Source organism: Streptomyces sp. NPDC087420 (assembly GCF_044744165.1).
Lineage (GTDB): Bacteria > Actinomycetota > Actinomycetes > Streptomycetales > Streptomycetaceae > Streptomyces.
On record NZ_JBIUXU010000005.1, the window covers coordinates 513,542 to 539,587 of the forward strand.

Genomic DNA, 26,046 nt, shown 5'->3' on the forward strand with positions numbered 1-26,046 from the left:
AACCTGCCCACCGGAGGGCTCTGTCGGTGTCGGTTTGCTGCCTTGCGTGCGGTGGCCGCGGTACGGAAGGTGCCCGGTGGTACGGAAGGCCTGGCGGCGGTCGTCAGTCCATCGGCACGACGGGGTCCGGCTCCGGCGGGGTGGCTCGCGCCACCGTGCCCTCCGCCTTGTGTCCCGACCGACCATTCGGTTAGCGTGCGGAAGGGTTACGTTACCCAGCCACGAACCGCGCCGGTCCCGCCGCCCCGTCACCGCCGAGGAGCCCGCCCATGTCTGACGACGTCTACCTGATCGACGGAGCCCGCACCCCGCAGGGCCGCTACGGCGGCGCCCTCGCCTCCGTGCGCCCCGACGACCTGGCCGCCCTCGTGGTCGGCGAGGCCGTACGCCGCGCCGCGATCCCGGCCGACGCCGTGGACGAGGTGATCCTGGGCGCCGCGAACCAGGCCGGTGAGGACAACCGGGACGTGGCACGCATGGCCGTCCTGCTGGCCGGACTGCCCCACACCGTGCCCGGCTACACCGTCAACCGGCTCTGCGCCTCGGGCCTGACGGCCGTCGCCTCCGCCGCCCAGGCGATCCGTGCCGGCGAGGCCGACCTGGTCGTCGCCGGCGGGGTGGAGTCGATGACCCGGGCCCCCTGGGTGATGGAGAAGCCCGGCACGCCGTGGGCCAAGCCGGGCCAGGTGTACGACACGTCCCTCGGCTGGCGCTTCACCAATCCGCGGTTCGCCGCCGCCGACCGGGCCGTGCCCGCCGGCGCCGATCCGCGGACGGCGAAGGTGACCCTGTCGATGGGGGAGACCGCCGAGGAGGTCGCCGCCCTCGACGGCATCACCCGCGCCGAGTCCGACACGTTCGCCCTGCGCAGCCATCAGCGGGCCCTCGCGGCCCAGGCGGCGGGACACTTCGACCGTGAGATCGTGCCGGTCCCCGTGAAGGACGGCGAGGTCACCCAGGACGAGGGGCCGCGCCCCACCACCACGCTGGAGAAGCTCGGCGCCCTGCGCACCATCTTCCGCGCGGACGGCATCGTCACCGCGGGCTCCTCCTCGCCGCTCTCCGACGGCGCCGCCGCGCTGGTGGTGGCGAGCGCGGCGGCCGTCGCGCGGTACGGGCTCACCCCGCGGGCCCGGATCGTCGCCTCCGCCTCCGCGGGCGTGCAGCCGAACGTCATGGGCCTCGGACCGGTGCCCGCCACCCAGAAGGCTCTCGCCCGCGCCGGATGGCAGACCGCCGACCTCGACGCGGTCGAACTGAACGAGGCGTTCGCCGCGCAGGCGCTCGCGGTGGTACGGCGCCTCAAGCTCGACGAGGAGAGGGTCAACGCCGACGGCGGGGCCATCGCGCTGGGCCACCCGCTGGGCTGCTCGGGCGCCCGCCTCCTCCTCACCCTGCTGGGCCGGCTGGAGCGGGCGGACGCCCGCAAGGGCCTCGCGACCCTGTGCGTCGGCGTCGGCCAGGGCGTCGCGATGCTGGTGGAGCGGGTGTGAGCGCGGCCGGCCCGGAATCCCCCCGGACCGGGGAGGGGCACGAGCGGCCCGCGGCCCAGGGGCGCTGACCCCGCGCGGCACTTGTGGGAAGCCGTAGAATGCATCATATTGGGGACCGAACGAACGGTCGGTTGGGGAGATGGCATGGATGACACACAGCCCGGAGCGGCGCTTCGCGCCGATCCGGGGCTCGAGGAGTACTTCGAGGCCACCATCGCGCGCGACCAGCGTGTCGAGCCGCGCGACTGGATGCCCGACGGCTACCGCAAGACGCTGATCAGGCAGATCGCCCAGCACGCCCACTCGGAGATCATCGGCATGCAGCCGGAGGGCGACTGGATCACCCGCGCGCCCTCGCTGCGCCGCAAGGCCATCCTGTTCGCGAAGGTCCAGGACGAAGCCGGCCACGGCCTGTACCTCTACTCGGCCGCCGAGACCCTCGGCGTCGACCGTGAAGACCTCACCCGGCGGCTGATCGAGGGCCGCCAGAAGTACTCGTCGATCTTCAACTACCCCACACCGACCTTCGCCGACGTCGGCGTGATCGGCTGGTTCGTGGACGGCGCGGCCATCTGCAACCAGGTGCCGCTGTGCCGCAGCTCCTACGGCCCCTACGCCCGCGCCATGGTGCGCATCTGCAAGGAGGAGTCCTTCCACCAGCGGCAGGGCTACGAACTGCTGATGACGATGATGCGCGGCACCGAGGCCCAGCGGGCCATGGTCCAGGACGCGGTCGACCGGTGGTGGTGGCCGTCCCTGATGATGTTCGGCCCGCCGGACGAGAACTCCCCCAACTCGGCGGCCTCCATGGCGTGGAAGATCAAGCGCCACAGCAACGACGAACTGCGCCGGCGCTTCGTCGACATGACCGTGCCCCAGGCGGAGAAGCTCGGCGTGACCCTCCCCGACCCCGAGCTGCGGTGGAACGAGGAACAGGGTCACCACGACTTCGGCACCCCCGACTGGGACGAGCTGATGCGCGTCATCAAGGGCGACGGGCCGTGCAACGCGGAACGGGTCGAGCGGCGGCGCGACGCCCATGAGGAAGGCGCCTGGGTACGGGAGGCGGCCGCGGCCCACGCGGCGAAGCGGACGGCACGTACGCGCGAAGGAGCGGCGACATGAGCGACACACAGGAGCCGAAGGCGGGCTGGCCGCTGTACGAGGTGTTCGTACGCGGCAAGCGCGGGCTGAACCACGTCCATGTCGGCTCCCTGCACGCCGCCGACGACCGGATGGCCCTCACCCACGCCCGGGACCTGTACACCCGGCGCAACGAAGGGGTGAGCATCTGGGTGGTGCCCTCCGCGCACATCGCCGCCTCCACCCGCGACGAGAAGGACCCCTTCTTCGCGCCCAGCGCGGACAAGGTGTACCGCCACCCCACCTTCTACGACATCCCCGACGACGTCCCCCACATCTAGGAGCAGGGCATGACCGACGACCACGTCTACATGACCCTGGCCGAGGGTCACGACGACGGCGACGCCCGGTGGGCGTTCGGCACCGGCTTCGAGGACCCCCTGCACGGCGTGGACACCACCGTCCCCGCCGGTGTCGACCGGCGGGAGCTCACCGCGTCCTGTCTCGCGCTCGGCGACGACGCCCTCGTCAGCGCCCAGCGGCTGGCCGAGTGGACCACCCGCGCCCCCGAGCTGGAGGAGGACGTCGCCCTCGCCAACATCGGGCTCGACCTGCTCGGCCAGGCCCGCCTGCTCTACACCCGGGCCGGCCACGCCGACGGCACCGGCCGCGGCGAGGACGCGTACGCCTACTTCCGCGACGCGGGCGAGTTCCGGAACGTACGCTTGGCCGAACTGCCCAACGGGGACTTCGCGTTCACCGTCGTACGGCTGCTGGTGCTGTCCAGCTGGCGGCTCGCGCACTTCGAGAGGCTGACCGCCACCGCGGACCCCGTCCTCTCGGCCGTCGCCGTCAAGGGCGTGAAGGAGCTGGCGTACCACCGCCAGTGGGCCGCCGACTGGGCGGTGCGCCTCGGCGACGGTACGGACGAGTCGCACCGCCGCATGCGGGCCGCGCTGCGGCACGTGACCCCGTATCTGGGCGAGTTGTTCTCCGCGTACGACGTCCGCGACGACGTGGTGGGGGTCCTGCGCCAGGTCCTGGACGCGGCCGGACTGCCCCTGCCCGCGTGGCAGCCGCTCCCGGGATCCGGCCGGGACGGAGACCACACCGAGCACCTCGTCCCGCTGCTGACCGAATTGCAGTCCGTCGCCCGGGCCCACCCGGAGGGGACATGGTGACCGGCCCGGCGGACGTCCGCCGCGCCCGCCACATCGCCGAGGGCGTCCCGGACCCCGAACTCCCCATGCTCACCCTCGCCGACCTCGGCGTGCTGCGCGAGGTCGAGGCGGGCGCGGACGGCACGATCGTCGCGAGCCTCACCCCGACCTACTCCGGCTGCCCGGCCATGGCCGAGATGCGCGCCGGAGTGGCCACCAGGCTGAAGGCCGCCGGGTACGCGCGCGTGGAGGTCCGTACGGTGCTCGACCCGCCGTGGACCACGGACTGGATCACCCCCGCCGGCCGCCGCAAACTCGCCGAGCACGGCATCGCCCCGCCAGGACCGGCCCCGCGCCACCCGCCCGGCCCGGTGCCGCTGGTGCTCTCGCCGACACGCGCCGAGGTGATGTGTCCCCTCTGCGGCTCGGCCGACACCGAGGAAACCTCCCGGTTCGGCGCCACGTCGTGCAAGGCACTGTGGCGCTGCCGCACCTGCCGTGAGCCGTTCGAGTACGTCAAGGAGATCTGATGGCAGACCTGTTGAGCCCGGCACCCGTACGGGCCCCACGGCGCCGGCCCGCCTTCCACCCCCTCCGTGTGGCCGAGGTGCGCCGGCTGTGCGAGGACGCGGTCTCCGTCGCGTTCGCGATCCCCGACGAACTGGCCGGCGAGTTCGCCTTCGCCCCCGGGCAGGCGCTCACCCTGCGCCGCCAGGTCGGCGGACGGGACGAGCGGCGCTCGTACTCCATCTGCGCCCCCGCGGGCACCCCGCCGCGCATCGGCGTACGGGAAGTGCCCGACGGACTGTTCTCGTCCTGGCTGGTCCACGAGGTGAAGCCGGGGGACGTCATCGACGTGATGGCCCCCAGCGGCGCGTTCACCCCCGACCTCACCGCGCACGGACACCACGTCCTGATCGCGGCCGGTTCCGGCATCACCCCGATGATCTCCATCGCCGAATCGGTCCTCGCCGCCGACGACCGCTCCCGGGTGACCCTCTTCTACGGCAACCGCCGCACCAACTCCGTCATGTTCGCCGACGAACTCGCCGACCTGAAGGATCTCTACCCCACCCGCTTCCAGCTCGCGCACGTCCTCTCCCGCGAGCCCCGCGAGGCCGAGCTGCTCACCGGCCGCCTCGACGGCGGCCGGCTCGCCGCGCTCGTCGACGGCCTGGTCGACCTCGCCGACGCCGGCCACTGGTGGCTGTGCGGCCCGCACGGCATGGTCCGCGACGCCCAGCACGTCCTGAACGGACTCGGCGTTCCCGCCGACCGGATCCACCGCGAGCTGTTCTTCGCCGACGACGCGCCGGTACGGGAGACGCGCCATGTGGACGGCGCCGCCGAGGGCCCGGTCAGCCAGGTCACCATCACGCTCGACGGCCGTTCCACCACCGGCGCGCTGGCCCGTACCGCCACGATCCTCGACGGCGCCCAGAAGACACGCCCCGACCTGCCGTTCGCCTGCAAGGGCGGCGTGTGCGGGACGTGCCGCGCCCTGGTCACCGACGGCAAGGCCGACATGCGCCGCAACTACGCGCTCGAACCCGCCGAGGTCGACGCCGGCTACGTCCTCACCTGCCAGACGTTCCCGGTCTCCGAGAAGGTGAGCGTCGACTACGACAGCTGAGGGGTCAGTGCGTTCTGAACTTCTCGATCAGCGCGTCCGGGTCCACGCTGTTGCTGTCGCTCCCGATATTGCCGAGCTCGGTGTTCCCGCCGTGGTTCTCCCACATTTTCAGCAGTTCGAGCTGCCGTTCCCTCGGCAATGAGTTGACCCATTCCTGATGGTCCGGCGAAATCTGGTCCATCAATTTGCTCAGCGCTTCCATGGCCATCGGATTTCTCCTCCTCGGCCCCCCGTACAACCCGGCGCACGACCCAACGGACGACACGGTCTCATGCCATTCGGCCTCTCGCCACCGGAGCCCGGACCAGGGCTCGCGCACAAAGAGGCAATGGCCGTGCTCACTCCGGTACGACGTACGGGAACCGGTCGTTCTGCTGGTCCTTGGTGGTGGCGGGGGAGAGGCCACTGGGCACGGGCAGGTTGGTGACCAGGGACATCATCACCTCGGGTGCGTTGTCCGCGCGGGTACGGCCGTTGCGGGCGGCGAAGCCGAAGGAGGCGGGGGTGCCGACCACGTACGGCAGGACGTCGGGGAGGAGCCGCAGGGCGACGGTCTGCCCGTAGCCCGCGGGGTCGGCCGAGGTACCGGTGGCCGCGACCACGGCGGCGATCCGGCCGGCGATCGCCCGGCCGTCGGCGGCGACGTCCTCGGACGGGTGGCGGGTGTTGGCCGGGTTCGAGAAGTCCGTGTCGTCGGGCCAGAAGATCGGCCACATCATCGGATTGCCACCGCGGTTGACCTGCCGCCAGCCGCCGGCGTCGGTCGCCAGCTTGGTCGCGCACCACACGCCGGTACGGGCCCCGGGCCGCAACCGGTCGTGTGTGTGGGGGACTTCGAGGACGATCGCCTCCACCGTCGTACCGGCGAAGGTGTTCCGCGCCTCGTGGGGATTCCAGGACGACAGGTCCACCGCGGTGCCCTTCCCCACGGCGCCGTTGACGACGGCGAGCAGGGACAGGTCGACGTAGAAGGCATCCTGGACCCGTCCGGCCCAGGCGCGGATCCCGGCCGCGCCGGCCGTCTCGCCGGTACGGCCCTCCAGCACCAACTCGCCCTCGGCCGCGTCCCCCTGGGCGTCCGCGCCGGTCAGGGAGTGCAGGCGCAGCGACTGACGGCCGTCCGCGTCGGGCTCGCCGAAGGAGAACCGGTAGGTCAGGGTCTCCTGGTCGGCGCCGTCGAAGTGCACCTTGATCTCGTAGCGCGCCTCGTGGTGGAAGCCCGGCTCGGCGTGGACGCCGGTGATGTTGGAGTTGATGTCCATGACAAACACCGTGCTGTCCTCGCCGGGGAAGACATAGAGGTCGTCGATGAACAGCTGGCCGTTCTGCGCCGCCAGCGGGGTGTCGAGGTGATGAGACATGGCTGGTCCGTCCTGGTCGCGATCTTGGTGGTCCGGAGCTTTATACCCCACTCATCCTATATTTCCGGTATGTCGGAAACGGTCGATCGAGTGATCATCGACCTCTTTGATTCGGACTGATGTGTGCGGCGCGCTTTCACAGGCGCGCACGGCGCGTTGAGTAGTGCGCGGAAATTCCCGTCCGGGTCCTGTGCGCTCTACCGATGACTACGGACCGCGGTGAATGATGAACACACCGCAAGGGATCCGACCGTTTTCGTATACCTGCCTGCTGGTCGGACGGGTGTGCGATGAAAAGGAGTCCACGTTGTTGCTTCTCATCTCTCCGGACAGTGTCGAGGAAGCTCTCGATTGTGCGAAGGCGGCGGAGTATCTGGACATTGTTGATGTGAAGAAGCCCGACGAGGGTTCGCTGGGCGCGAATTTCCCGTGGGTCATCAGAGAGATCCGTGAGGCGGTCCCGGCCGGGAAGCCGGTGTCCGCGACGGTGGGGGACGTGCCGTACAAGCCCGGCACGGTGGCTCAGGCGGCGCTCGGCGCGGCCGTCTCGGGAGCCACGTACATCAAGGTCGGCCTCTACGGCTGCACCACGCCCGAACAGGCCGTCGATGTCATGCGGGGGGTCGTCCGGGCGGTGAAGGACTATCGGCCGGAGGCGCTGGTGGTCGCCTCGGGCTATGCCGACGCCCACCGCATCGGCTGCGTCAACCCGCTCGCGCTGCCCGACATCGCCCGCCGTTCCGGCGCGGACGCGGCCATGCTCGACACCGCGATCAAGGACGGGAGCCGGCTGTTCGACCACGTTCCGCCGGACGTCTGCGCGGAGTTCGTCCGCCTCGCCCACGACGCCGGTCTGCTCGCGGCGCTCGCGGGCAGTGTGAAGGCGGAAGACCTCGGTGCGCTGACCCGTATGGGTACGGACATCGTGGGGGTGCGCGGGGCCGTCTGTGAGGGGGGCGACCGCAACACGGGAAGGATTCAGCCGCAGTTGGTGGCCGCCTTCCGGGCGGAGATGGACCGGCACGCCCGGGAACACGCGGCCGCCGCCGCGGCCGCGAGCTGAGGGGCGGCATGCCGACACCTCGGCCCCCTCACGCACCCGGGACGGGCGCCGAGCGCTTCGCCGTCCTCGATCCGGCGACGGGCGAGGCCTTCGAGGAGGCTCCCTGCCAGTCGCCGGAGGAACTGGACGCCGTGGTCGGCCGGGCCCAGGAGGCCTGGCGGGGCTGGCGGGCCGATCCCGCCGCCCGCACCACCGCGCTGCTCGCGGCGGCCGACGCCGTGGAGGCGGCCGGGGCGGACCTCGCTCCGCTGCTCACCCGGGAACAGGGCAAGCCCCTGGCCGAGTCGTACGCGGAGATCGAGCGTACGGCCGCCCGCCTGCGCCACTTCGCCGACCTGGCCCCCAGGCCCCAGCGGATCACGGACGGCCGTCCGGTACGCAGCGAGATCCGCTGGCGGCCACTGGGACCCGTGGCCGCGATCGTCCCGTGGAACTTCCCCCTCCAGCTCGCGTCGGCGAAGTTCGCGCCCGCGCTCGCCGCGGGCAACACGGTCGTGCTCAAGCCGTCCCCCTTCACCCCCCTGGCCACCCGGCTGCTGGCGTCCGTCATCTCCTCCGTCCTCCCCGAGGACGTGCTCACCGTCGTCACCGGTCACGAACCCCTCGGCGCCCGACTGGCCTCCCATCCGGGGATCCGGCACGTGACCTTCACCGGTTCCGCGCCCACCGGGCGGGCCGTCGCGCGGGGCGCGGCGGCGTCGCTCGGCCGGGTCACCCTGGAACTGGGCGGCAACGACGCCGCGATCCTGCTGGACGACGTGGAGGTGGAGCGGATCGCGGACCGGCTGTTCTGGGCGGCGTTCCGCAACTGCGGCCAGGTCTGCATGGCGGTCAAGCGCGTCTACGCCCCGGCCCGGCTCTGCTCCGACGTGGTCGAGGCCCTGGCACAGCGCGCGAAGAGCGCCGTCGTCGGGGCCGGCCTGGATCCGGGCACGCAGCTGGGCCCGGTCAACAACGCCCCGCAACTGGCCCGGGTCGAGCGCTACACGGCCCAGGCCCTGGCGGACGGCGCCCGGGCGGTGGCCGGCGGCCACCGGCTGGACCGGCCGGGCTACTTCTACGCCCCGACGATCCTCGCCGACGTCCCGCCCGACAGCCCGGTGGTGACAGAGGAACAGTTCGGCCCCCTCCTGCCGGTGCTGCCGTACGACAGCCTCGGCGAAGCCGTCGAGGCGGCCAACAGCACCGGCTTCGGGCTGGGCGGCTCGGTGTGGGGGACCGACCTCGACCGGGCCGAGGCGGTCGCCGGCCGGCTGGAGTGCGGGACGGCGTGGATCAACCACCACGCCGAACTGTCCCTCGCGCAGCCCTTCGCGGGCATCAAGGACAGCGGCGTCGGGGTCGCGGGCGGACTGTGGGGGCTCTACGGGAACCTCGCGCCGTTTGTCGTACACCGTCCGCTGGAGGCGTGAGGATGAGATTCCGCGCGGCGGTGCTGCGCTCGTACGAGAGCCGGTTCGCCGTCGAGGAGGTGGAGCTGGACCCCGGTCCCGCCGACGGTGAGGTCCTGGTCAGGATCGCGGGTACGGGGATGTGCCGGACCGACCTCGCGGTCCGGCGGTCGGCCGGCCGCTCGCCGCTGCCGGCGGTGCTCGGCCACGAAGGGGCCGGGGTCGTGGTGGAGACGGGCGGCCCGCACACGGGTCTGAGCGCCGGCGACCACGTGGTGCTCAGCTTCGACTCCTGCGGACACTGCCGGAACTGCCTGGGCGCCGCCCCCGCCTACTGCGACTCCTTCGCCTCGCTCAACCTCTTCGGCGGGCGCAAGGAGAACGCCGCACGGTTCACCGACGCGACCGGGGGCGAACTGGCCCCCCGGTGGTTCGGCCAGTCCTCGTTCGCCGAGTACGCGGTGGTCGCGGCCCGCAACGCCGTCCGGGTCGACCCCTCGCTGCCCGTCGAGCTGCTCGGACCGCTCGGCTGCGGTTTCCTCACCGGCGCCGGAGCGGTCCTCAACACCTTCGGCGCCGGGCCCGGCGACACCGTCGCGGTCTTCGGCGCGGGAGCGGTGGGCCTGGCCGCGGTGATGGCGGCCACCGCGTGCGGGGCGGCGGTCGTGGCCGTCGACCGGTATCCCGAACGGCTGGCCCTCGCGCGGCGGTTCGGCGCGACCGCGCTGGACGCCACGACGGCCGACCTGCCCGGCCGTATCCGGCACCTGACCGACGGCGGAGCGCGGTACGCACTGGACACCACGGCCTCCGCCCCGCTGATCAACGACGCGCTGCGGGCCCTGCGCCCGACCGGTCACCTCGGTCTGGTGGCCCGGCTCCACACCGCGCTGCCGCTCGAACCGGGCACGCTGGACCGGGGCAGGAAGATCTCCCACATCTGCGAGGGGGACGCGGTGCCGGGACTGCTGATACCGCGGCTGACCGGGCTGTGGCAGGCCGGGCGGTTTCCCTTCGACGAGTTGATCCGTACGTACCCACTCGCCGACATCAACGAAGCGGAACGCGACTGTGAGGCGGGCCGCGTCGTCAAACCCGTCCTGCTCCCGTAGCGGGAGCCGCCGACGTGCGACAAGGGAGAACATGTGACCGGCACAACAACTCGCGACACCGGTGTGGAAGGCGTGGAAGGAGGTGTCGGTCTGACCGCTCTCCTGGTCGCCGCGTCACGGGCGATCGAGACCCACCGCCACGACGCCCTGGCCCGGGACGTCTACGCGGAGCACTTCGTGCTCGCCGCACCCGCGTCCGCCGCCTGGCCGGTGCGCCCGCACCAGGTCGCGGACGGGGACGCGAACCCGCTGTGGGGGCGGTTCGCGCGGTACTTCGGCCTGCGGACGAGGGTCCTCGACGACTTCGTCCTCCGGTCGGTGCGCAAGGGCGGCGCCCGCCAAGTGGTGCTGCTCGGGGCCGGGTTGGACTCGCGGGCCTTCCGGCTCGACTGGCCTCCCGGCTGTGTGGTCTTCGAGATCGACCGGGAAGGGGTGCTGGCGTTCAAGCACGAGGTCCTCGACGGACTGTCGGCCACACCGAAGGCGGAGCGCGTAACCGTCCCGGTCGATCTGCGGGACGACTGGGTCACGGCGCTGGCCGACGCCGGCTTCGACGCGTCCGCACCGAGCGTCTGGCTGGCCGAGGGGCTGCTGTTCTATCTGCCGCCCGTCGCCGAGACGTACCTCATCGACACGGTGGACCGGTTGAGCGCGCCCGGGAGCGCCCTCGCGTTCGAGGTGAAGCTCGAAAGGGACTTGCTGGAATACCGCGACAGCCCGCTCTACACCTCGACCCACCGCCAGATCGGCATCGACCTGCTCAACCTGTTCGACCTACAGCCGCGGCCCGACTCCGCGGGTGACCTGGCGGTCAAGGGCTGGTCCACCTCGGTCCACACACCGTTCGACTTCACCCGCTTTCACGGACGCGGTCCGTTGCCCGAGGACAACGACGCGCTGGCGGGCAACCGTTGGGTGTTCGCGGACAAGCCCCGACCGTAACGCCGCCTCCGTACCTCCGTACCTCCGTACCTCCGTACGTCTGTCCGGGCGAGACCGGCTTCGGTGCCGGTCTCGCCCGTCAGTCGTCCAGCGCGGCGAACGCGTCCTCGACCAGGCCCGCGAGCTGCTTCATGCTCAGGCTTGTCGTCAAGGTGCTCCCTGCGTGGACCGCGAGCAGCCCGCGCAGGGCGGAGACTCCCGCCCGGGCCTTGACCGCCGCCCGCAGGCGCAGCTCCGGAGCGTCCTCGCCGGCGCCCAGCCGCTCCTCCATGGCGGCCGTGACGGCCTGTTCGAGGTCTCTCAGGAGGAACCGGTCGGTACGGGACGCGTTCGGCGTCAGATCCTTCGGCGAACCGGTGATGAAGATGGCCGGCGGTACGTCGTGCTCGCCGGCCAGTGTCAGTACGGCGTTGCACATGGCCCGGTAGGGGGCCTCGGCGGCCGGGCGTTCGCGCAGAAGGCGGGCCAACCGGGGGATCAGGTCGCGGACCTGACCGACGATCAGGGACTCCTTCGAGGGGAAGTAGCGGAAGAAGGTCCGCTCCCCGACCCCGGCGGCCGTGGCGATGTCGCGCACGGTCGTGTGCTCGAAACCTCGCTCGCCGAAGAGGCGCGCGGCGGCCTCCTCGATGGCCCGGCGCGTCTTCTGCTTGTTCCGTTCACGGAGTCCAGGGCTGTCCATACGCGGATTATCGCAAGCTCCCACCCCCCGGAAAGTGGCAGAGCTGCCACTTGAGCTAACATGGCAGCGCTGCCACTTTCGCGCCCGGCTTTCTCCGAGGCCTTCCTTCTGGAGCACACCCATGGCCACCCTCCTGTACCGGCTCGGCCGGTCCTGTTTCCGTTGCCGCCGACTGGTGTTCGCCTGCTGGCTGGGCCTCTTGGCCGCCGTGATCGCCATGAGCGCGGCGTTCGGCGGCACGGGGCGCCTGGACGACGAGTTCTCGATCCCCGGCTCGGAGTCCCAGCAGGCCCTGGACGTCATGGGCCGGGCGTTTCCCGGCGCCGCGGGGACCAGCGCCCAACTCGTGTTCACCGCACCCGCGGGCGAGAGCGTCAAGGAAGCGCCTTTCAAGGCGGCGATCGACGACACGCTGGCCAGGGCGGCCCGCGCCCCGCAGGTCGCCGGCGTGACCGCGCCCGAGGCGACGGGCACCGTCTCGGCCGACGGGGGAGTCGCCGTCGCCCAGGTCGGTTACGACGTGTCCAAGAACGACCTGGACGCGGACAGCCTGGACGCGCTGGACGCCACCGCGGCCCCGGCCCGGGAGGCGGGCCTGCGTGTGGATCTCGGCGGGTCGGCGTTCAGCGGTGGCGGCGCCGAGCCCGGCGCCCAGGACCTCATCGGCGTACTGGTCGCCGTGCTCGTCCTGGCGATCACCTTCGGTTCGCTGCTGGCGGCGGGCATGCCGCTGCTCACCGCGCTGGCCGGGGTACTGGCCGGGGTGGGCGGGGTCCTGGCGCTGACCGGGGTGGCCGGCATCTCCTCCACCGCCCTGACCCTGGCCCTGATGATCGGCCTCGCGGTCGGCATCGACTACGCCCTGTTCATCCTCTCCCGGCACCGCTCGCACCTGGCCGAGGGAAGGAGTCCGGAGGAATCGGCGGCACTGGCGGCCGGGACCGCCGGCAGCGCGGTGGTCTTCGCCGGACTGACCGTCATCATCGCCATGGCCGGACTCTCCGTCGTCGGGATCCCGTTCCTGACCGTGATGGGCCTGTGCGCGGCCCTCGCGGTGCTGGCCGGGGTCGCGGTGGCGCTCACCCTGCTGCCCGCACTGCTGGGCGTGGTCGGCACCCGCCTCGTACCGAGGCCCGGATCGCGCGCCGCCGCCCGGGAGGTGGCCGTGGCCGGGCCCGACACCCGGGCGGCGAACCTCGGCGAACGCTGGGTCCGCCTCGCCACCGCCAAGCCCTGGCTGACGACGCTCGCCGTGCTCGCGGCGCTCGGCGCGCTGGCGTGGCCCGCGAAGGACCTGAACCTCGCCCTGCCGGACAACGGCTCCGCGCCCGCGCACTCCTCGCAGCGCGCGGCCTACGACACGATCTCCCGCACCTTCGGCCCCGGCTTCAACGGCCCTCTCGTCGTCCTGGCCGACACCGGTGACACCGCGTCACCCCAGGCCGCGGCCGCTGCCGTCGCCAGGGACCTGAAGGGTCTGGACGACGTGGCAGCCGTCGCCCCGCCCAAGGTGAACGGCTCAGGTACGTACGCCGTCGTCCAGCTCGTTCCCCGGGGGGCGCCCGACGCGCAGACCACCAAAGACCTGGTGACCACGATCCGCGACCGGGCGGGGCGGGTCGCCGAGGAGACGGGAGCGAGCATCCGGGTCACGGGCCAGACGGCGGTGTCGATCGACGTATCCGTCCAACTGGCCTCCGCCCTGGTGCCCTTCGGCGCCGTGGTGGTCGGCCTGTCCCTGGTGCTCCTGCTGATCGTCTTCCGGTCCTTCGTCGTCCCGCTGAAGGCGGCGGCCGGGTTCCTGCTGTCCGTCGCGGCGACGTTCGGCGCCACGGTCGGCGTCTTCCAGAACGGCCACTTCCGGGAGCTGGTGGGGGTCGACGGGTCCACCCCGACGGCGTCGTTCCTCCCCGTCGTGGTCATGGCTGTCCTGTTCGGGCTGGCCATGGACTACGAGGTGTTCCTGGTCTCCCGTATCCACGAGTCCTACGCCCACACCCGCCGGCCCCTCCACGCGATCCACATGGGTGCCCGGCACAGCGCCCGTGTGGTGACCGCCGCGGCTCTGATCATGGTGGCCGTGTTCGCGGCGTTCATCAGCAGCGAGGGCATGATCCTCAAGCAGGTGGCGTTCGCCCTCGCCCTCGGTGTCCTGATAGACGCCTTCGTCGTACGGATGACACTCGTCCCGGCGGTGCTGGCCCTGACCGGGCACGCCGCCTGGTGGCTGCCGGCCCGGCTCGCCCGGCGACTGCCCGACGTGGACCTCGAGGGCGCGCGCCTGAGCACTCCCCAACCCGCCCCCGATCACGCAGATCTGGCGATGACCCGCCACTGACGGCATGGACGCCATTGACGGCCGCATTGGTCTGGACCATAGTCCTGATCATGTTCATGACTAGGGAACGAATCGGCCGGACCCGGTTCGGTGTGATCGCCGCTGTGGCGTTCGCGCTGGCGCTGTTCGGCATGCTGGTACCGGGACTGACCCCGCCCGCCACCGCCGCGTCCACCGCGGCGCTGCCGGCCTGTCCGTTCTGGAGCGACGTGATCCCGCCGGAACGGCCGGTGTCCCCCTGGATTCCGCCCCTCCAGACCTCCCCCGCGGTGAACTTCACCCAGCGGCTGCCCGCCCCCACCGGAGTCACCGGGTCTCTGGCCGGGGGCCGGGTCGCCGTCACGTTCAACCGGGTTCCCGGCGCCCAGTCCTACCGGCTGTGGCGCAACGGCCAGCCGATCGCCTGGCTCCTCGGTTACGACCAGCCGACGATCACCATCACCGACACGGCGCCCTGCGAGAACGCCTACTACAACGTGATCGCGCTGTCCGACCAGAGCGCCACCGACCCGTCGACCGGCCAGCTCTCGGCGCCGTACCAGCTCAACGCCAACGGCTCGGTCGTCCCGTGGGTGACGCCGGCCGGCCGGACCATCGACATGAAGGTCACCGCCTACAACGACACCGGGACGACGGCGTCGGGCTACAAGGCCCAACTCGGCGTCTGTGCCGTCGATCCACGGGTGATCCCGTGGGGCACCTACTTCAGCGTCCCCGGGTACGGCATCTGCTACGCCGCCGACATCGGGACCTGGATCCAGAACAACACCGTGGACATCTGGCTCCCGCCGGGGACCCAGGCGAACAACTGGGGCGTGCAGAACCGGACCGTCACCATCATCGCCAACCCGTACGCGGGCACGCCCCCGCCCGGTGACCCGAACCCGCCCACCGGCGGCTCCGGCCGGATCACCGGCCTCGGCGGCAAGTGTGTCGACGTGGCGGCGGCGAGCACCGCCAACGGCACCGCGGTCCAGCTCTACGACTGCAACGGCTCCACGGCGCAACGCTGGACGGTGGCCCCGGACGGTTCGATCCAGGCGCTCGGCAAGTGCCTGGACCTCGCGGCGGCCGGTACGGCCAACGGCACCAAGGCGCAGCTGTACGACTGCAACGGCAGCGGCGCCCAGAAATGGCAGAAGGGCGCGGGCAACACCCTGGTGAACCCCGCGTCCGGCAAGTGCCTCGACGTCGTGGACCGCTCCACCGCCAACGGCGCCCGGTTGCAGATCTGGACGTGTGCGGGCGGAACGAACCAGCAATTTACCCTGCCCGTCTGACAGCCTGTCAGGATCCTGTCGGCAATCCACTCCCGGAGTACGGCCCCGGAGGCGACCCCCGCCCCCGGGGCCGTACATGAACCGTGTTTCAGCCGTCGTGGTCCTCGTCCTCTTCTTCGTCCTCGTAGTGGATGGTGCCGTCCTCGTCGAGCAGGGGGCGAATCTGCTCGGGAGGATGGCTGTCGATGTCGGACGGGCGTGGTCCTTCGGGCCCGTCGGTGCCCCAGCGCAGCAGTCGGCGGGCGCGGCAGACCTGGTGGACGGTGCCCTGGACCTCGATCCGGTTGGCGCGTTCGGCCCGGAGCCGGTCGGCGGCCTCGGCGTAGGCGGCCAGCTCCGGGGTCGCGGCGTCGGTGCCCTTGGCGGTCACCGTACGAGCGTCGGCATTCCTGTCCTCGGAGTCCCAGGCGATGAGGCCCCGCCGTCGCGGCTCGAACCAGGTGAGCGAGAAGTCCAGTGTCTTGCGGGCTTCGTGCGCGCCGGCGTGCAGGCCGCTGGCCGCCTTCCACGCGGCGCCGTCCTGTTCCACGATCCTGAACAGCGCGGGCAGCAACAACACGTCGGGGTGGGTGTCCAGCGCCCGTTCGGAGTCGTTGAGCACATCTTCGGGGAACCGGGCTCCGGTGTACGCCAGTTGGCGCCGTGCCAGCCGTTCCGCGGCCTGGACGGGTGTGACCGCCGCTTCCGGGTCCAGGACCAGGCCGTCGTCGATCCCCGGCTCCCGGGCGCCGCGGTCCCAATTCGGCACGGAGGGCTCAGGATCGGTCGGCCGAGGCTGCTCGATGCCGTCCGGCCCGGCGGCGGTGTACTCCTCGGCGCGCACCACCCGGTAGCGGGTTCCGAGTACGGTCAGCTCGTCGACGCGTTCGCTCTCCAGCCGGGCGACCGCCGCCAACAGGGCACGCCGTTCCGCCCTGTCCTGGGCGTCGTCCTTCGCCCGGAACCACAGTAACGAGTTGAGGCTGTCCCTGGCCTCCTGCGGACAGCCGGCCACCACCGGGACCACGACCCGCCACGGCGACGCGTCCCCCGCGTCCCCCGCGTCCTGCGTGTCCTGCGTGTCCTGCGTGTCCTGTGCGACCACTCCGAACAGCGGCCCCCGCACCAGCATCGCCCGCTCATCCAGTATGGCGTCGAGCGCGTCCGCCTCCGTGACCTCCTCCACCGGCCCCTGCGGCTGCCTCACGACGATCGGCCGCATCCGGTCCGCACTCTCATCCCGATGACCCATGCCCCCATCCTGCCGACCGCGGCAGGCGCGCATTGCCGGTTTTCTGATTCCCGACCCATCCGGGCAGCACCGCCGCCACCGGCCTCCCCGGGGCCCCGCTTCCGGTGCGCTCGGCCATCGCGCCGCTCGCCTCAGGGGACTGTCAGTGCCCGCCCCTAGAGTGCCGACATGATCACGATCACCGTCGAGCAGTCCTGGGCCCGTATCGAGGCATGGCTCGCACAGCACGCCGCCATCAGCCACGGGCTGCTCCGGCCGCCGGCCCTCCCGGAGGACATCGCGGCGGCCGAACTCCGTCTGGGAGTGGCGTTCCCCTCCGACCTGAGGGAATCGCTGCTGCGTCACGACGGCGTACAACTCCAGGACGGAACCCTGACGCTGGGATATTACGGACCGCTGTCCGGCGTCGAGGACATCGTTCACAGTACGGAGTTCCTACGGGGCATCGGATCGGACGTCGCCGAGGACGAGGCCGATCTCGACGAGGAGGAACGGGACCAGTACGCGTACTGGCCGCACGAACGCCTCCTGATCACCCTGGGCATCGGCTGGCAGTCGTCCGACGGACTCTTCCTGGTCTCGCGCCCCGGTCCGCACCACGGCCGTGTCGGCCGGTACTTCGACGAGGACAGCCCGTCCTTCACCGCGTGGCCGACACTGCGCCACGTTCTCGCCGACTTCGCCACCTCTCTGGAGAACGGCAGCATCTTCAACGGGCGGACGCCGCTCGCCGTCGACGGCCGGTTGATCTGGGACGACGACAGGACGACCATCCCCGATCCGGTCTCTCCGCTAGGTCTCGCCGCCGAGGCCGTAGAGCCGCGGGTCCCGCCTGCGGCCGAACCCGCCCCGCCCCTCTCGCGGCCGGACGGGCTCTACGCCGTTCTTACGGTCGGAACCTTCGGAGCCCCGCCCGGGCAGGCACCGCCCGTGCAGCCGGACCTCGTGTTCGCGGCGGGCGTCCCGCCGGAGGAACTGCTGGACCGGCTGGGCTCCGTGCCCGCGACCGCCGGGCCGCGCAGCCGGGAGCAGGCACGGCTGTCCGCCGCGTCGCCCTGGGCCGCGTACCGTCCCATGGTCCGGGCCGGCCGGTGCGGTGAGAGGTGGTCGTACGTCACACAGGAAGGCGGTGACGCCCAGTTCGGGCGTCCGGAGGTCCTCCGCAGGCTGTCCCGGGGGACCCGGGTCGTGAAGCTCGCGAAGCAGGGGCCCGAGGTACGAGTCACCGTTGTCGAGTACGGGGCGGAGCGCTCCGAAGGGGCACGGCGGATCGACTCGCCCCGGGAGGATTACGTGACCGGACCCGGCGGACGGGAGTGGCAGAGAGCCGGCGTCGATCCCTGGCCGGGCTCGACGGCCGCGTACACCCGGCTCCTGGCAGACCTGGCGACGGAATACGGCATCACCTGGGATCCGCGCAGTGAGGGCGACGGGCCGGTGCTGAGCGCGCTGCTCCTGCCGGTCCTTGACGACCTGCAACCGGCGCGGCACCCGGTCTCCTTGATACGTGGTGACTTCGACCTCGGCGGCCTCGTCGACCGGACGCCGCCGGAGCGATTGCGCTCCGCGACGGCGGCGCAGCTCGCCCGGCTGGCGTCCGAGACCGCCATCGACACCTACCCGGAGATCGCGCGGGCGCTGGAACGGATCCACCGGAACGAACCGGTGGACCTTTCGGCCGACGGGGCCCTCGATCTGCGGATGAGGACCCTGGCGGCGGAGGCCAGGGCGGCGCGGGGGCTGCTGGACGCGGCCCGGCATCAACCGGACCCGGCACCCGTCACCGCCGCCGATCTCGGCGCGTGGGCCATGCGGGACGCGGGGGCCGGGGCGTTGCGCGAATTCCTGCTGCTGCCTCTGCCGACGGCGGCGGCGACGGTTCTGAGCCGGCGGCTCTCCGTGCGCTGGCGCGACGACCTGGCGGCGGACCTGGCTGCGGACGTGGCGGTCTAGGGCGGCGTATCGGGTCGTGATCAAAATGAGTGGGACCCCATCCACCACGGTGGCGAGCTCTACACCGGGAGGAACGCGGGCTCAGGCGAGGGCGGCGGCCAGCAGGGTGAAGGCGGCGATGATGACGGCGACCCGGACGTAGTGGTAGCGGTCCCAGCGGTTCATCTGCTCCTTCCAGTCCTCGGGCCGGTTCTCGGGGGTCCACGTCTTGCCCCGGTTGTTGATCGGGACGAGCAGCAGGAGCGACATGATCACGCTCACGATCAGCAGCGCGCCGGCGGTGACGACGAGGCCGGTGCCGGGGTGGTGCCGTCCGGCGACGGCCCAGACCGCGCTCAGGACGAGCGAGCCGATGTACCAGACCGGCATCACGGCGCCGAGCATCCGGCCCCCGTGGGCGCGGCCGAGTTGGCCACTGTCACCGGGGAGCGCGTTGAGGATCGGGTTGATGACGAAGGCGACGGAGAACTCCACCCCCACCATCAGGCCGACGATCACGGTGGTGAACACCTCAAGTGCGTCGAGCATGGCGACCTTCCCGTTTTCTAGTGTTGCTAGATAATGAGGCAACGCTAGTGCTGGCGCCGCTCGATTGTCTAGCGATGCTAGGATCGAATCATGTCGGTACAGGAACGCAAGCAGCGCGAACGGGCGGAGCGCGAACGTCTCATCGTGGCGACAGCCCGCGAACTCGCCGAGCGGCAGGGCTGGGACGCGGTCACCACCCGCCGGCTCGCCGAGCGCATCGAATACAGCCAGCCCGTCCTCTACAGCCACTTCCGAGGCAAACGCGAGATCATCGGCGCCGTCGCCCTCGAAGGCGCCGCCGAGATGGCCGCGGCGGTGCGGACCGCGACCTCCGCCGCGGACGGCCCCCGCACCCGGGTCACCGCTCTCGCCCGCGCCTACCTCGACTTCGCCGCACGCAACCCGGCGGTCTACGACGCCATGTTCCAACTCGACGGCGGCCTGGCGTTCGCGAACGAGGAGACCCCGGAGCCTCTGAAGGACGCCTTCGAAGCCCTGCTGGAAAGCCTCGCCGAGGTCGCCGGGGACGGCGTCCACCCGGGACTGTTCACCGAGGTGTTCTGGGCGGCTCTGCACGGGCTGGCCACCCTGACCCGGGCGGGACGGCTGCCGCCGGAGGACACCGGGCGCAGGGTGGAGCTGCTGGTGGACCGGCTCGCCGTGGTCTGACCCACCGTCAGCCGGGGTGTCCGCCGGCGGCTGACGACCGGTCCCCGGCAGGTCCATCGCGACTTCGCGGTCGAGGACCGGACCGTCAGCCGGTGAAGACGGCCTCCGCGCGGTCGCGTGCCTCGTGCAGCTCCCAGTACAGGGGAGCGATCTGCTCCGACGTGGCAGTGGGGAAGCCCTCGGGGCCTCCCGCGCCGATCCATACGCCGATCGCGACGTGCGCGGCGTGGACGCCGCTGCCGGTCAGTTCCTTGTTCAGGTTGACGACCCAGTTGCGCAGGGCCGCCGCGGCGGCGTTGACGTTGCCGAGCATCGGGACGGGGTCGACCGAGCCGCCTCCGGTGGTGAACAGCAGCGTCCCCGCCCCGGCCTCGCGCATCGCGGGCAGCACCGCGCGGGCGGCTTCGACGGCGCCGTAGAAGGAGTACTCGATCTGCGGCTGGAGGTTCTCCACCGTCACCTCGGACGGAGCGGCCCGGGTGAAGCCGGGCACCGGGGAGTGCGGGGCCGGGGAGTACTCCAGCACGTCGATGGAGCCGAACCGGGCCTTGACGGCCTCCAGCGCGGCGGCCAGGGACGGCCGGTCCATGACGTCGGCGGCGAACCCCTCGGCGGTGATCCCCTCGCCGCCGAGCCGCTCGGCCAGGGCGTCGAGCTTGCCCTTGCCGCGGGCGATCAGGGCGACGTCGAAGCCGCGACTGCCGAAGGTACGGGCGATGGCCAGGCCCATGCCGGGGCCGGCGCCGACGATGGCGATGGTGGACACGATCAGGCTCTGCTTTCCTTGGTACGGGGGAACAGGGCGGTCAGGAGCAGGTGACGGCGATCTTGCCGAGCGCCCCCGCGCCGAACGCGGCGAACGCCTCCGCGGCCTGTTCCAGCGGGAACGTGGCGGTGACCGGGACGCGCAGCGCACCCGAGGCGGCCTTCTCCGCGAGCGTGGTCAGGGTCTGGGCGTTCGCGTCGGCCATGACGCCGTGGACGGTCACGTCCTGTCCGGTGACGGCCTCCTGGGTCAGGCCGACCGTGGACGCCATCCGGCCGCCCGGCTTGACCAACGTGGCGAGTTGCACGCCGTCCCCGGCCAGGTGCATGACCGCGTCGACGCCCTCGGGGGCGAGGGCACGGACCTGGGCGGCGAGGTCGCCGGTGAAGTCCACGACGGCGACCTCGGCGTCCGTCAGGCCCGATACGAAGCCGGCCTCGGCGCCCGGGCGCGCGGTGGCGATCACGCGGGCGCCGAGGGCGGCGGCGAGCTGTACGGCGAGCGCGCCGACCCCTCCGGTGGCGCCGGAGACCAGCACGGTCTCGTCCTTGGCGACGTCCAGGGTGGTCAGGCTGTCGAAGGCCGCGGTCCCGGCCAGGCCCAGCGCGCCCGCGTCCTTGATGTCCAGACCCGCCGGGACGTGGGCGACGCCGTAGCCGGCGGACACGGTCACGTACTCGGCCAACGACCCGGTGCCCAGGAAGGGCTTCATGATCACGCCGAAGACCGCGTCGCCGACGGCGAAGCCCCCGGCGCCCTCACCCAGCGCCTCGACGGTTCCCGCGAAGTCCTTGCCGACCACCAGCGGGAACCGGTGCTCCATCAACCCCCGCAGATGACCGGCCGCCGTCGCCGCGTCGAACCCGTTCACCGACGACACGGCCACCTTCACCAACAGCTCACCGGCCTCCGGGCGGGGGACGCCGACCTCGGCCACGGCCGGACTGGAAGGCACCTCGTTCAGTACGAGAGCACGCATGGCTGACACCCTTCGGTAAGTGGAACGGCCTTCCCGTTTCCAGTGCCGTCAGCGTAACAACACAAGCGGGTCGCCTGTTCCACTTCGTTAGAGTGGGGGCATGAACAGCGACGCAGCCCCCGACGAGACCGCCGGCCGTGCGCCCGGCGAGACCCCAGGCCGCACGCCCGACACCGGGCTGCGCGCCGACGCCGAACGCAACCGCGACCGCATCCTGGCCGCCGCCCGCCGCCTCTTCGCCACCGAAGGGCTGGGCGTGTCCCTGGCCTCCGTCGCCCGCGAAGCCGGGGTCGGCAAAGCCACCCTCTCCCGCCGCTTCGCCACCCGCGACGAGCTCGTCAACGCCGTCTTCGCCGACCGCATGGACGCCTACGCCTCAGCCGTCACCGAAGCCCTCGCCGACCCCGAGCCGTGGCGCGGCTTCACCGGCTACATCACCGCCGTCTGCGCCATGCAGGCCGCCGACCGCGGTTTCGCCGACGTCCTGACCATGACCTTCCCCGCCGCCAAGGCCCTGGAGAAGCGCCGCGCCGAGTCGTACCACGCCTTCCTCGAACTCATCGCCCGCGCCAAGGGCACCGGTCACCTCCGCGACGACTTCACCAGCGAGGACCTCGTCATCCTGCTGATGGCCAACGCCGGTGTCATCAACGCCACCGGTGAGGCGGCCCCCGACACCTGGCGCCGCCTCACCGCCCACATGCTCCGTTCCTACGCCGCCCCCGGCGCCCCGCTCCCCGCCCTGCCTGAGGCGCCCGCGCCCGCGGCCCTGTACCGAGCCATGGTGCGCGTCTCCCGGCCCGGCCCGGCCTGAACCGCGCGTCCCGGCCCCAGGTGTTCCTGGTGCGTACGACGCGAGGTCATGCCGCGCTTCGCGCCGTATCCGTCACAAAACGCGTCACCGCCCGTGCGAAGGCCGCCGGCTCTTCCAGGTGGCCGAAGTGCCCGCTGTCCTCCAGGATCAGCAGTTCCGATCCGGGGATCAGCCGGTGCAGTTCCTCGGCCCACCGCACCCCGCAGATGACGTCGTGGCGGCCGACGACCACGAGGGCCGGCACGGTGAGCGAGCCGAGAGCGGCACGATCGTCGATGACGTCCGGTACGAGATTCTCGTCCAGCCCGGAGATGTGGGACGCCCGCACGGAGGCGCGGAAGGGCGCGAACTCCTCCTCCCGGCCCCAGTAGTCGGCGAAGTACGCGGGGAGCAGGCCCTTGACGACGGAGTTCATCCGCGCGTCGTCGGAGATGGTGGGGATGGCCTGGAACGCCGCGAGAACGTCGGGGAGTCCGGGCCGGTCGGCGTTCCGTGCCGCGAACAGCTGCACCAGGCGCATGGCCTCGGCGCCGTGCTCGGGACCGGTCACCGGCGCGCTCTCGTAGAGGATGACCCCGGCGACGCGCCCGGGGTGGTGCAGGGCGTGGTACTGGACGACGAAGCCGCCGTGCGAATGCCCCAGCAGGTGCACCTCCGGGACGCCGAGGTGCTCGATCAGCTCCCCGAGGAACCGGCTGTAGAGAGCCCGGGTGTAGCCGTTGGGGTGGGACGGCAGACGGCCGGAGGCGCCGCTGCCGACCGGTTCCGGATACACCATCGTCAGGTGGCGCTCCAGTGCGGGCACGCGCAGGTATTCCCAGTCGATGCCCGGCCCGCCGGAATGCGCGACACACACCGGGCCCGTGCCGTGGACGTGATAGCGCTGTACGACACCGTCGATCTCGACGGCGTGCGATCCGGCGGCCAGAGGATCGGTCGCAGAGGTGGTCATGGGGTTCTCCGTATCCGGCAGGTGTCGATGACACCGGCAGGACGCCGGAGAAAGGGCGAAGTTCGATTCCCGCGATGTGACGCCCGTCACACGGCGGTACGTGCCTGGCCCCTCACACAGGGGTCAGTGCCTGGAGGGCCGCCACCGGCCTGGGGTGCAGCAGGCGCAGCCGGTGCGGCCGGCCGGCGCCGTCCAGGGTCATCACCCACGCCACCGAGGGCGGGCAGTGGTCGGGGTGGTCGACCGGGCTGAGGAGGTCCATCTCCCAGACGGCCAGGGACCGGCCCGCCACGGCGTGGACCAGGCGCTGGCGCACACCGGCCTCCAGGTCACAGTTCATGCCACGGGTCAGGACGCTCCTGCCGCCCACCGGCTCGTTCCCCCGCAGCAGGGCGATCTCGGGTGACCAGCGCTCCTTCAGCAGCGCGCCGAAGCGTCCGCTCTCGGCGGCGGCCAGTGTCTCGCGTGCCTCCGCACGACTGGCGCGGACCCGCCGCGCGGTGTCGCCGTGCGGTGCGTCCGCCGTGGCGGCGAGGGCCGTCGCGAGCTTGGCCCGTCCCTGGCTGAGCCGGCTGCGCACCGTGCCGACCGGGACCCCGCACGCCTCGGCGATCCGCTCGTACGAGGTGACGCCGGTGCTGAAATGGCGAAGCACCATGGGCAGGCGCAGCGCGGGGGAGAGCTCCTCCATGGCCTCCCAGATCCAGTTCCGCAGGATGTGCCGCTCCAGCCACTGCTCCGGTCCGGCGTCCGTGGAGGGCAGGCGCAGATCGTCGATCGGCCGGTACGGTACGGCTCCGCGCACCAGGGAGCGGCTTGCGTTACGTACGATCATCCGCAGCCAGGCGCCCACGGCCGCCGGGTCGCGCACGTCGCCCACGCGCCGCAGCGCGGTCACGGCCGCGTCCTGGACGACGTCGTCGACGTCGGGTCCCGGGCCCAGAATGCTGAGGGCCACCGCGCGCATCCCGGCCCGGTGCCGTTCCAGCAGCAGTCCCAGGGCGGCGACCTCACCCGCCTGCGCGGCCCGCGTGAGCGCCGCGTCCTCAAGCAGTGCGGCTTCGCCCGCGTACTGGTTCATCAGGCCCTTCTTCCCGCGCCCGCCGTCGTGCGCGACCGTACTACGAGATTACTGCGCGCCCCTTGGCCGATCTGCCCGGCACAGATCTGCCCGGCACACCAGATCGGAACGCGCCCCCGCCGGTGTGGTGGTGGCGGGGTCGGCGGTGGTGACACACGATGAGCGGCAACAACTCTGCGCGACAACGCCGGAGGGGCCGACCAGCCGTGGCTGGTCGGCCCCTCCGACTTCGGGCGTGCCCTGCGGTTCAGAGGAGGGCGTCAGTCCTTGAAGGCGTCCTTCACCTTCTCCTTGGCCTGCCGAACGTCGCCCTTCGACTCCTCGGCGCGGCCCTCGGCCGTCATGCGCTCGTTCCCCACCGCACGGCCGGCCGCCTTCTTGACCTTGCCCTTGGCCTGCTCGACCTTCGCCTCGGTCTTCTCGTTGTCCTTCATCGTGCTCACGTCCTGCCCTGCTAGTCGAGTATCGCTGGACACCTTTCGCCTCGCCCGTACGCCGTCGGCTAAACCTCCGACGCGATCGCGCCTCTCTCCGCACCACCCACCCCGCAGGCCCGCCGTCCCACCTGTCCCCGGGCGGTCGGGGAGAATGAAGTCATGGCGACGTGCAAGAAGTGCGGTGCGCAGAAGCGCCGTTGGCCCCGTTCCTGCTCCCGGTGCCGTTCTGAGTCGGACCGGGCGGACACGGCCGCGGATGCCGCCGAGCTGGCCGTGGAGGTAGGACTTCTCCGGTGGATCGGGCAAGGAGTCACGGGAGTGGTGCGGCTGCTGCTGCGTACGCTCGACTGACCGGCCCCGGCGGGCGCGCACCGGCTGGGACCGGAGGGCTGCGCCGGGGCCGCGCTCGACCCGATTCCCCCGACTCCTAAGTGATGCGGAGTGATCACTTTCTGTTACGGGACGCGGCGGAGTTCCCGTCACCGAGGGGCCACGCTTCGATGTCGCGGTAGCGGATCGGCCCGGGGCTGCGGCCGACGTTGCTGCCGACCAGGTGCAGACGTTCGGCCGACCACCGGCGGCCGGTGAATCCGGAGAACGTTTCGGCGATTTCCCCCACGGAGGAGTGGTCTCCTCGACGGGCACGGGCCAACGTCAGATGCGGGTGCAGAGGCCGGGCCTCGAAGACGACACCGCAGTCCTTGACGACGGTACGCACGCCGGCGGCGAGCGCGTGCAGGTCATCGAGGTCGCCGTCGAGTCCGCTCCACAGCACCCGGTCGTCGAAGCTGCCGCTGCCGTGGAGTGCCAGGCGGGGCGGCCGGTGGTGTGCCGCGAGACCGGCGAGCGGCCGGCGCAGAAGCGGGACCGTCTCGGCCGGTAGTTCGCCGAGGAACGCCAGGGTGATGTGCCAGTCCTCGATGCGGTTCCACCGCATGTGAGGGTGTGTGTCATAGGCGGTGCGCAGCTCCCGGCCCAGTTCTTCCTTCGCGTGGTCCGGCGGGGCCAGGGCGATGAATACGCGCGTGGTCGCGGGCCGAGTCGGTTCGTTCACACCGCTCTTCGTACAGCATCTGCGTCAGTCCGCGTGGGCGCGGG

At 71.8% G+C, this 26,046-nt stretch carries 27 protein-coding genes; 16 read left to right on the top strand and 11 right to left on the bottom strand.

The window, feature by feature from the left end:
• Positions 1–269 precede the first annotated feature (269 nt).
• The 6 genes from ACIO1C_RS13135 to paaE all read left to right on the top strand — a co-directional run bounded on the left by ACIO1C_RS13135 (position 270) and on the right by paaE (position 5,369).
• Positions 270–1,493, top strand: coding sequence for a thiolase family protein (locus ACIO1C_RS13135; RefSeq protein ID WP_401862052.1), 1,224 nt, complete (start codon positions 270–272; stop codon positions 1,491–1,493).
• A gap of 144 nt (positions 1,494–1,637) precedes the next feature.
• Positions 1,638–2,618 carry a 1,2-phenylacetyl-CoA epoxidase subunit PaaA gene (gene paaA / locus ACIO1C_RS13140; RefSeq protein ID WP_401862055.1) on the top strand — a complete coding sequence of 327 codons (981 nt, stop codon included), beginning with the start codon at positions 1,638–1,640 and terminating at the stop codon, positions 2,616–2,618.
• Entirely contained in the window at positions 2,615–2,917 is a 303-nt protein-coding gene (gene paaB, locus ACIO1C_RS13145; protein WP_401862058.1) for a 1,2-phenylacetyl-CoA epoxidase subunit PaaB, read from the top strand. The genes paaA and paaB overlap by 4 nt, the downstream gene beginning before the upstream one ends.
• A gap of 9 nt (positions 2,918–2,926) precedes the next feature.
• A complete protein-coding gene (gene paaC, locus ACIO1C_RS13150; RefSeq protein WP_401862061.1) occupies positions 2,927–3,757 on the top strand; it encodes a 1,2-phenylacetyl-CoA epoxidase subunit PaaC in 831 nt (276 codons plus the stop codon).
• Entirely contained in the window at positions 3,751–4,266 is a 516-nt protein-coding gene (gene paaD / locus ACIO1C_RS13155; protein WP_401862064.1) for a 1,2-phenylacetyl-CoA epoxidase subunit PaaD, read from the top strand. The genes paaC and paaD overlap by 7 nt, the downstream gene beginning before the upstream one ends.
• Positions 4,266–5,369 (top strand): 1,2-phenylacetyl-CoA epoxidase subunit PaaE, encoded by a 1,104-nt coding sequence (paaE, locus tag ACIO1C_RS13160; RefSeq protein ID WP_401862067.1) that lies wholly within the window; start codon positions 4,266–4,268, stop codon positions 5,367–5,369. Before paaD ends, paaE begins: the two co-directional genes overlap by 1 nt.
• Before the next feature lie 4 nt (positions 5,370–5,373).
• Here paaE and ACIO1C_RS13165 read toward each other — a convergent pair whose 3' ends face one another.
• Together ACIO1C_RS13165 and ACIO1C_RS13170 are read right to left on the bottom strand one after the other, a co-directional pair.
• Complete coding sequence (locus ACIO1C_RS13165) at positions 5,374–5,577, bottom strand: hypothetical protein (RefSeq protein ID WP_401862068.1); 204 nt, start codon at positions 5,575–5,577, stop codon at positions 5,374–5,376.
• Between the two features lie 130 nt (positions 5,578–5,707).
• Complete coding sequence (locus tag ACIO1C_RS13170; RefSeq protein WP_401862071.1) at positions 5,708–6,730, bottom strand: DUF4331 family protein; 1,023 nt, start codon at positions 6,728–6,730, stop codon at positions 5,708–5,710.
• A 307-nt stretch (positions 6,731–7,037) separates the two neighbouring features.
• On the opposite strand from ACIO1C_RS13170, the gene ACIO1C_RS13175 reads away from it, so the two are divergent.
• From ACIO1C_RS13175 to ACIO1C_RS13190, 4 genes are read left to right on the top strand one after another with little or no spacing between them, the layout of a single operon-like run.
• Positions 7,038–7,793, top strand: coding sequence for a (5-formylfuran-3-yl)methyl phosphate synthase (locus tag ACIO1C_RS13175; protein WP_401862072.1), 756 nt, complete (start codon positions 7,038–7,040; stop codon positions 7,791–7,793).
• Between the two features lie 8 nt (positions 7,794–7,801).
• Positions 7,802–9,205, top strand: coding sequence for an aldehyde dehydrogenase family protein (locus tag ACIO1C_RS13180; RefSeq protein ID WP_401862074.1), 1,404 nt, complete (start codon positions 7,802–7,804; stop codon positions 9,203–9,205).
• 2 nt (positions 9,206–9,207) lie between these two features.
• Entirely contained in the window at positions 9,208–10,296 is a 1,089-nt protein-coding gene (locus ACIO1C_RS13185) for an NAD(P)-dependent alcohol dehydrogenase (protein ID WP_401862077.1), read from the top strand.
• Between the two features lie 33 nt (positions 10,297–10,329).
• Entirely contained in the window at positions 10,330–11,238 is a 909-nt protein-coding gene (locus ACIO1C_RS13190; protein ID WP_401862079.1) for a class I SAM-dependent methyltransferase, read from the top strand.
• Positions 11,239–11,317: 79 nt separating this feature from the next.
• On the opposite strand, the gene ACIO1C_RS13195 is transcribed toward ACIO1C_RS13190, so the two are convergent.
• The gene (locus ACIO1C_RS13195; RefSeq protein WP_401862082.1) at positions 11,318–11,920 is read right to left on the bottom strand and encodes a TetR family transcriptional regulator; all 603 of its coding nucleotides are present in this window, start codon (positions 11,918–11,920) and stop codon (positions 11,318–11,320) included.
• Between the two features lie 121 nt (positions 11,921–12,041).
• On the opposite strand from ACIO1C_RS13195, the gene ACIO1C_RS13200 reads away from it, so the two are divergent.
• Complete coding sequence (locus ACIO1C_RS13200; RefSeq protein WP_401862085.1) at positions 12,042–14,258, top strand: MMPL family transporter; 2,217 nt, start codon at positions 12,042–12,044, stop codon at positions 14,256–14,258.
• 56 nt (positions 14,259–14,314) lie between these two features.
• Positions 14,315–15,538, top strand: a complete 1,224-nt coding sequence (locus ACIO1C_RS13205; protein ID WP_401862088.1) for an RICIN domain-containing protein — start codon at positions 14,315–14,317, stop codon at positions 15,536–15,538.
• 88 nt (positions 15,539–15,626) lie between these two features.
• Here the strand turns inward: ACIO1C_RS13205 and ACIO1C_RS13210 are convergent, their stop codons facing one another.
• Positions 15,627–16,769: a DUF5954 family protein gene (locus ACIO1C_RS13210; RefSeq protein WP_401862091.1), complete on the bottom strand. Its 1,143-nt coding sequence runs from the start codon at positions 16,767–16,769 to the stop codon at positions 15,627–15,629.
• Positions 16,770–16,937: 168 nt separating this feature from the next.
• Between ACIO1C_RS13210 and ACIO1C_RS13215 the strand changes: the two genes are divergently transcribed.
• Entirely contained in the window at positions 16,938–18,722 is a 1,785-nt protein-coding gene (locus ACIO1C_RS13215; protein WP_401862094.1) for an SMI1/KNR4 family protein, read from the top strand.
• 81 nt (positions 18,723–18,803) lie between these two features.
• On the opposite strand, the gene ACIO1C_RS13220 is transcribed toward ACIO1C_RS13215, so the two are convergent.
• Positions 18,804–19,250: an anthrone oxygenase family protein gene (locus tag ACIO1C_RS13220; protein WP_401862096.1), complete on the bottom strand. Its 447-nt coding sequence runs from the start codon at positions 19,248–19,250 to the stop codon at positions 18,804–18,806.
• 90 nt (positions 19,251–19,340) lie between these two features.
• Here ACIO1C_RS13220 and ACIO1C_RS13225 point away from each other — a divergent pair, with 90 nt between their 5' ends.
• Positions 19,341–19,919 carry a TetR/AcrR family transcriptional regulator gene (locus ACIO1C_RS13225; protein WP_401862099.1) on the top strand — a complete coding sequence of 193 codons (579 nt, stop codon included), beginning with the start codon at positions 19,341–19,343 and terminating at the stop codon, positions 19,917–19,919.
• 85 nt (positions 19,920–20,004) lie between these two features.
• Here ACIO1C_RS13225 and ACIO1C_RS13230 read toward each other — a convergent pair whose 3' ends face one another.
• Together ACIO1C_RS13230 and ACIO1C_RS13235 are read right to left on the bottom strand one after the other, a co-directional pair.
• Positions 20,005–20,685, bottom strand: a complete 681-nt coding sequence (locus ACIO1C_RS13230) for an SDR family NAD(P)-dependent oxidoreductase (protein WP_401862102.1) — start codon at positions 20,683–20,685, stop codon at positions 20,005–20,007.
• Between the two features lie 40 nt (positions 20,686–20,725).
• The gene (locus ACIO1C_RS13235) at positions 20,726–21,664 is read right to left on the bottom strand and encodes an NADP-dependent oxidoreductase (protein ID WP_401862105.1); all 939 of its coding nucleotides are present in this window, start codon (positions 21,662–21,664) and stop codon (positions 20,726–20,728) included.
• 100 nt (positions 21,665–21,764) lie between these two features.
• Here ACIO1C_RS13235 and ACIO1C_RS13240 point away from each other — a divergent pair, with 100 nt between their 5' ends.
• A complete protein-coding gene (locus ACIO1C_RS13240; protein WP_401862108.1) occupies positions 21,765–22,478 on the top strand; it encodes a TetR/AcrR family transcriptional regulator in 714 nt (237 codons plus the stop codon).
• Positions 22,479–22,524: 46 nt separating this feature from the next.
• Here ACIO1C_RS13240 and ACIO1C_RS13245 read toward each other — a convergent pair whose 3' ends face one another.
• From ACIO1C_RS13245 to ACIO1C_RS13255, 3 genes are all read right to left on the bottom strand, one after another.
• Positions 22,525–23,430 (bottom strand): alpha/beta fold hydrolase, encoded by a 906-nt coding sequence (locus ACIO1C_RS13245; RefSeq protein ID WP_401862111.1) that lies wholly within the window; start codon positions 23,428–23,430, stop codon positions 22,525–22,527.
• Between the two features lie 112 nt (positions 23,431–23,542).
• Positions 23,543–24,511: an RNA polymerase sigma factor gene (locus ACIO1C_RS13250; RefSeq protein ID WP_401862113.1), complete on the bottom strand. Its 969-nt coding sequence runs from the start codon at positions 24,509–24,511 to the stop codon at positions 23,543–23,545.
• Positions 24,512–24,771: 260 nt separating this feature from the next.
• Complete coding sequence (locus ACIO1C_RS13255) at positions 24,772–24,945, bottom strand: CsbD family protein (RefSeq protein WP_401862199.1); 174 nt, start codon at positions 24,943–24,945, stop codon at positions 24,772–24,774.
• Positions 24,946–25,107: 162 nt separating this feature from the next.
• Between ACIO1C_RS13255 and ACIO1C_RS13260 the strand changes: the two genes are divergently transcribed.
• On the top strand, positions 25,108–25,299 hold the full coding sequence (locus tag ACIO1C_RS13260) for a hypothetical protein (RefSeq protein WP_401862116.1): 192 nt from the start codon (positions 25,108–25,110) through the stop codon (positions 25,297–25,299).
• Positions 25,300–25,393: 94 nt separating this feature from the next.
• Here ACIO1C_RS13260 and thpR read toward each other — a convergent pair whose 3' ends face one another.
• On the bottom strand, positions 25,394–26,002 hold the full coding sequence (gene thpR / locus ACIO1C_RS13265) for an RNA 2',3'-cyclic phosphodiesterase (RefSeq protein WP_401862119.1): 609 nt from the start codon (positions 26,000–26,002) through the stop codon (positions 25,394–25,396).
• Positions 26,003–26,046 lie beyond the last annotated feature (44 nt).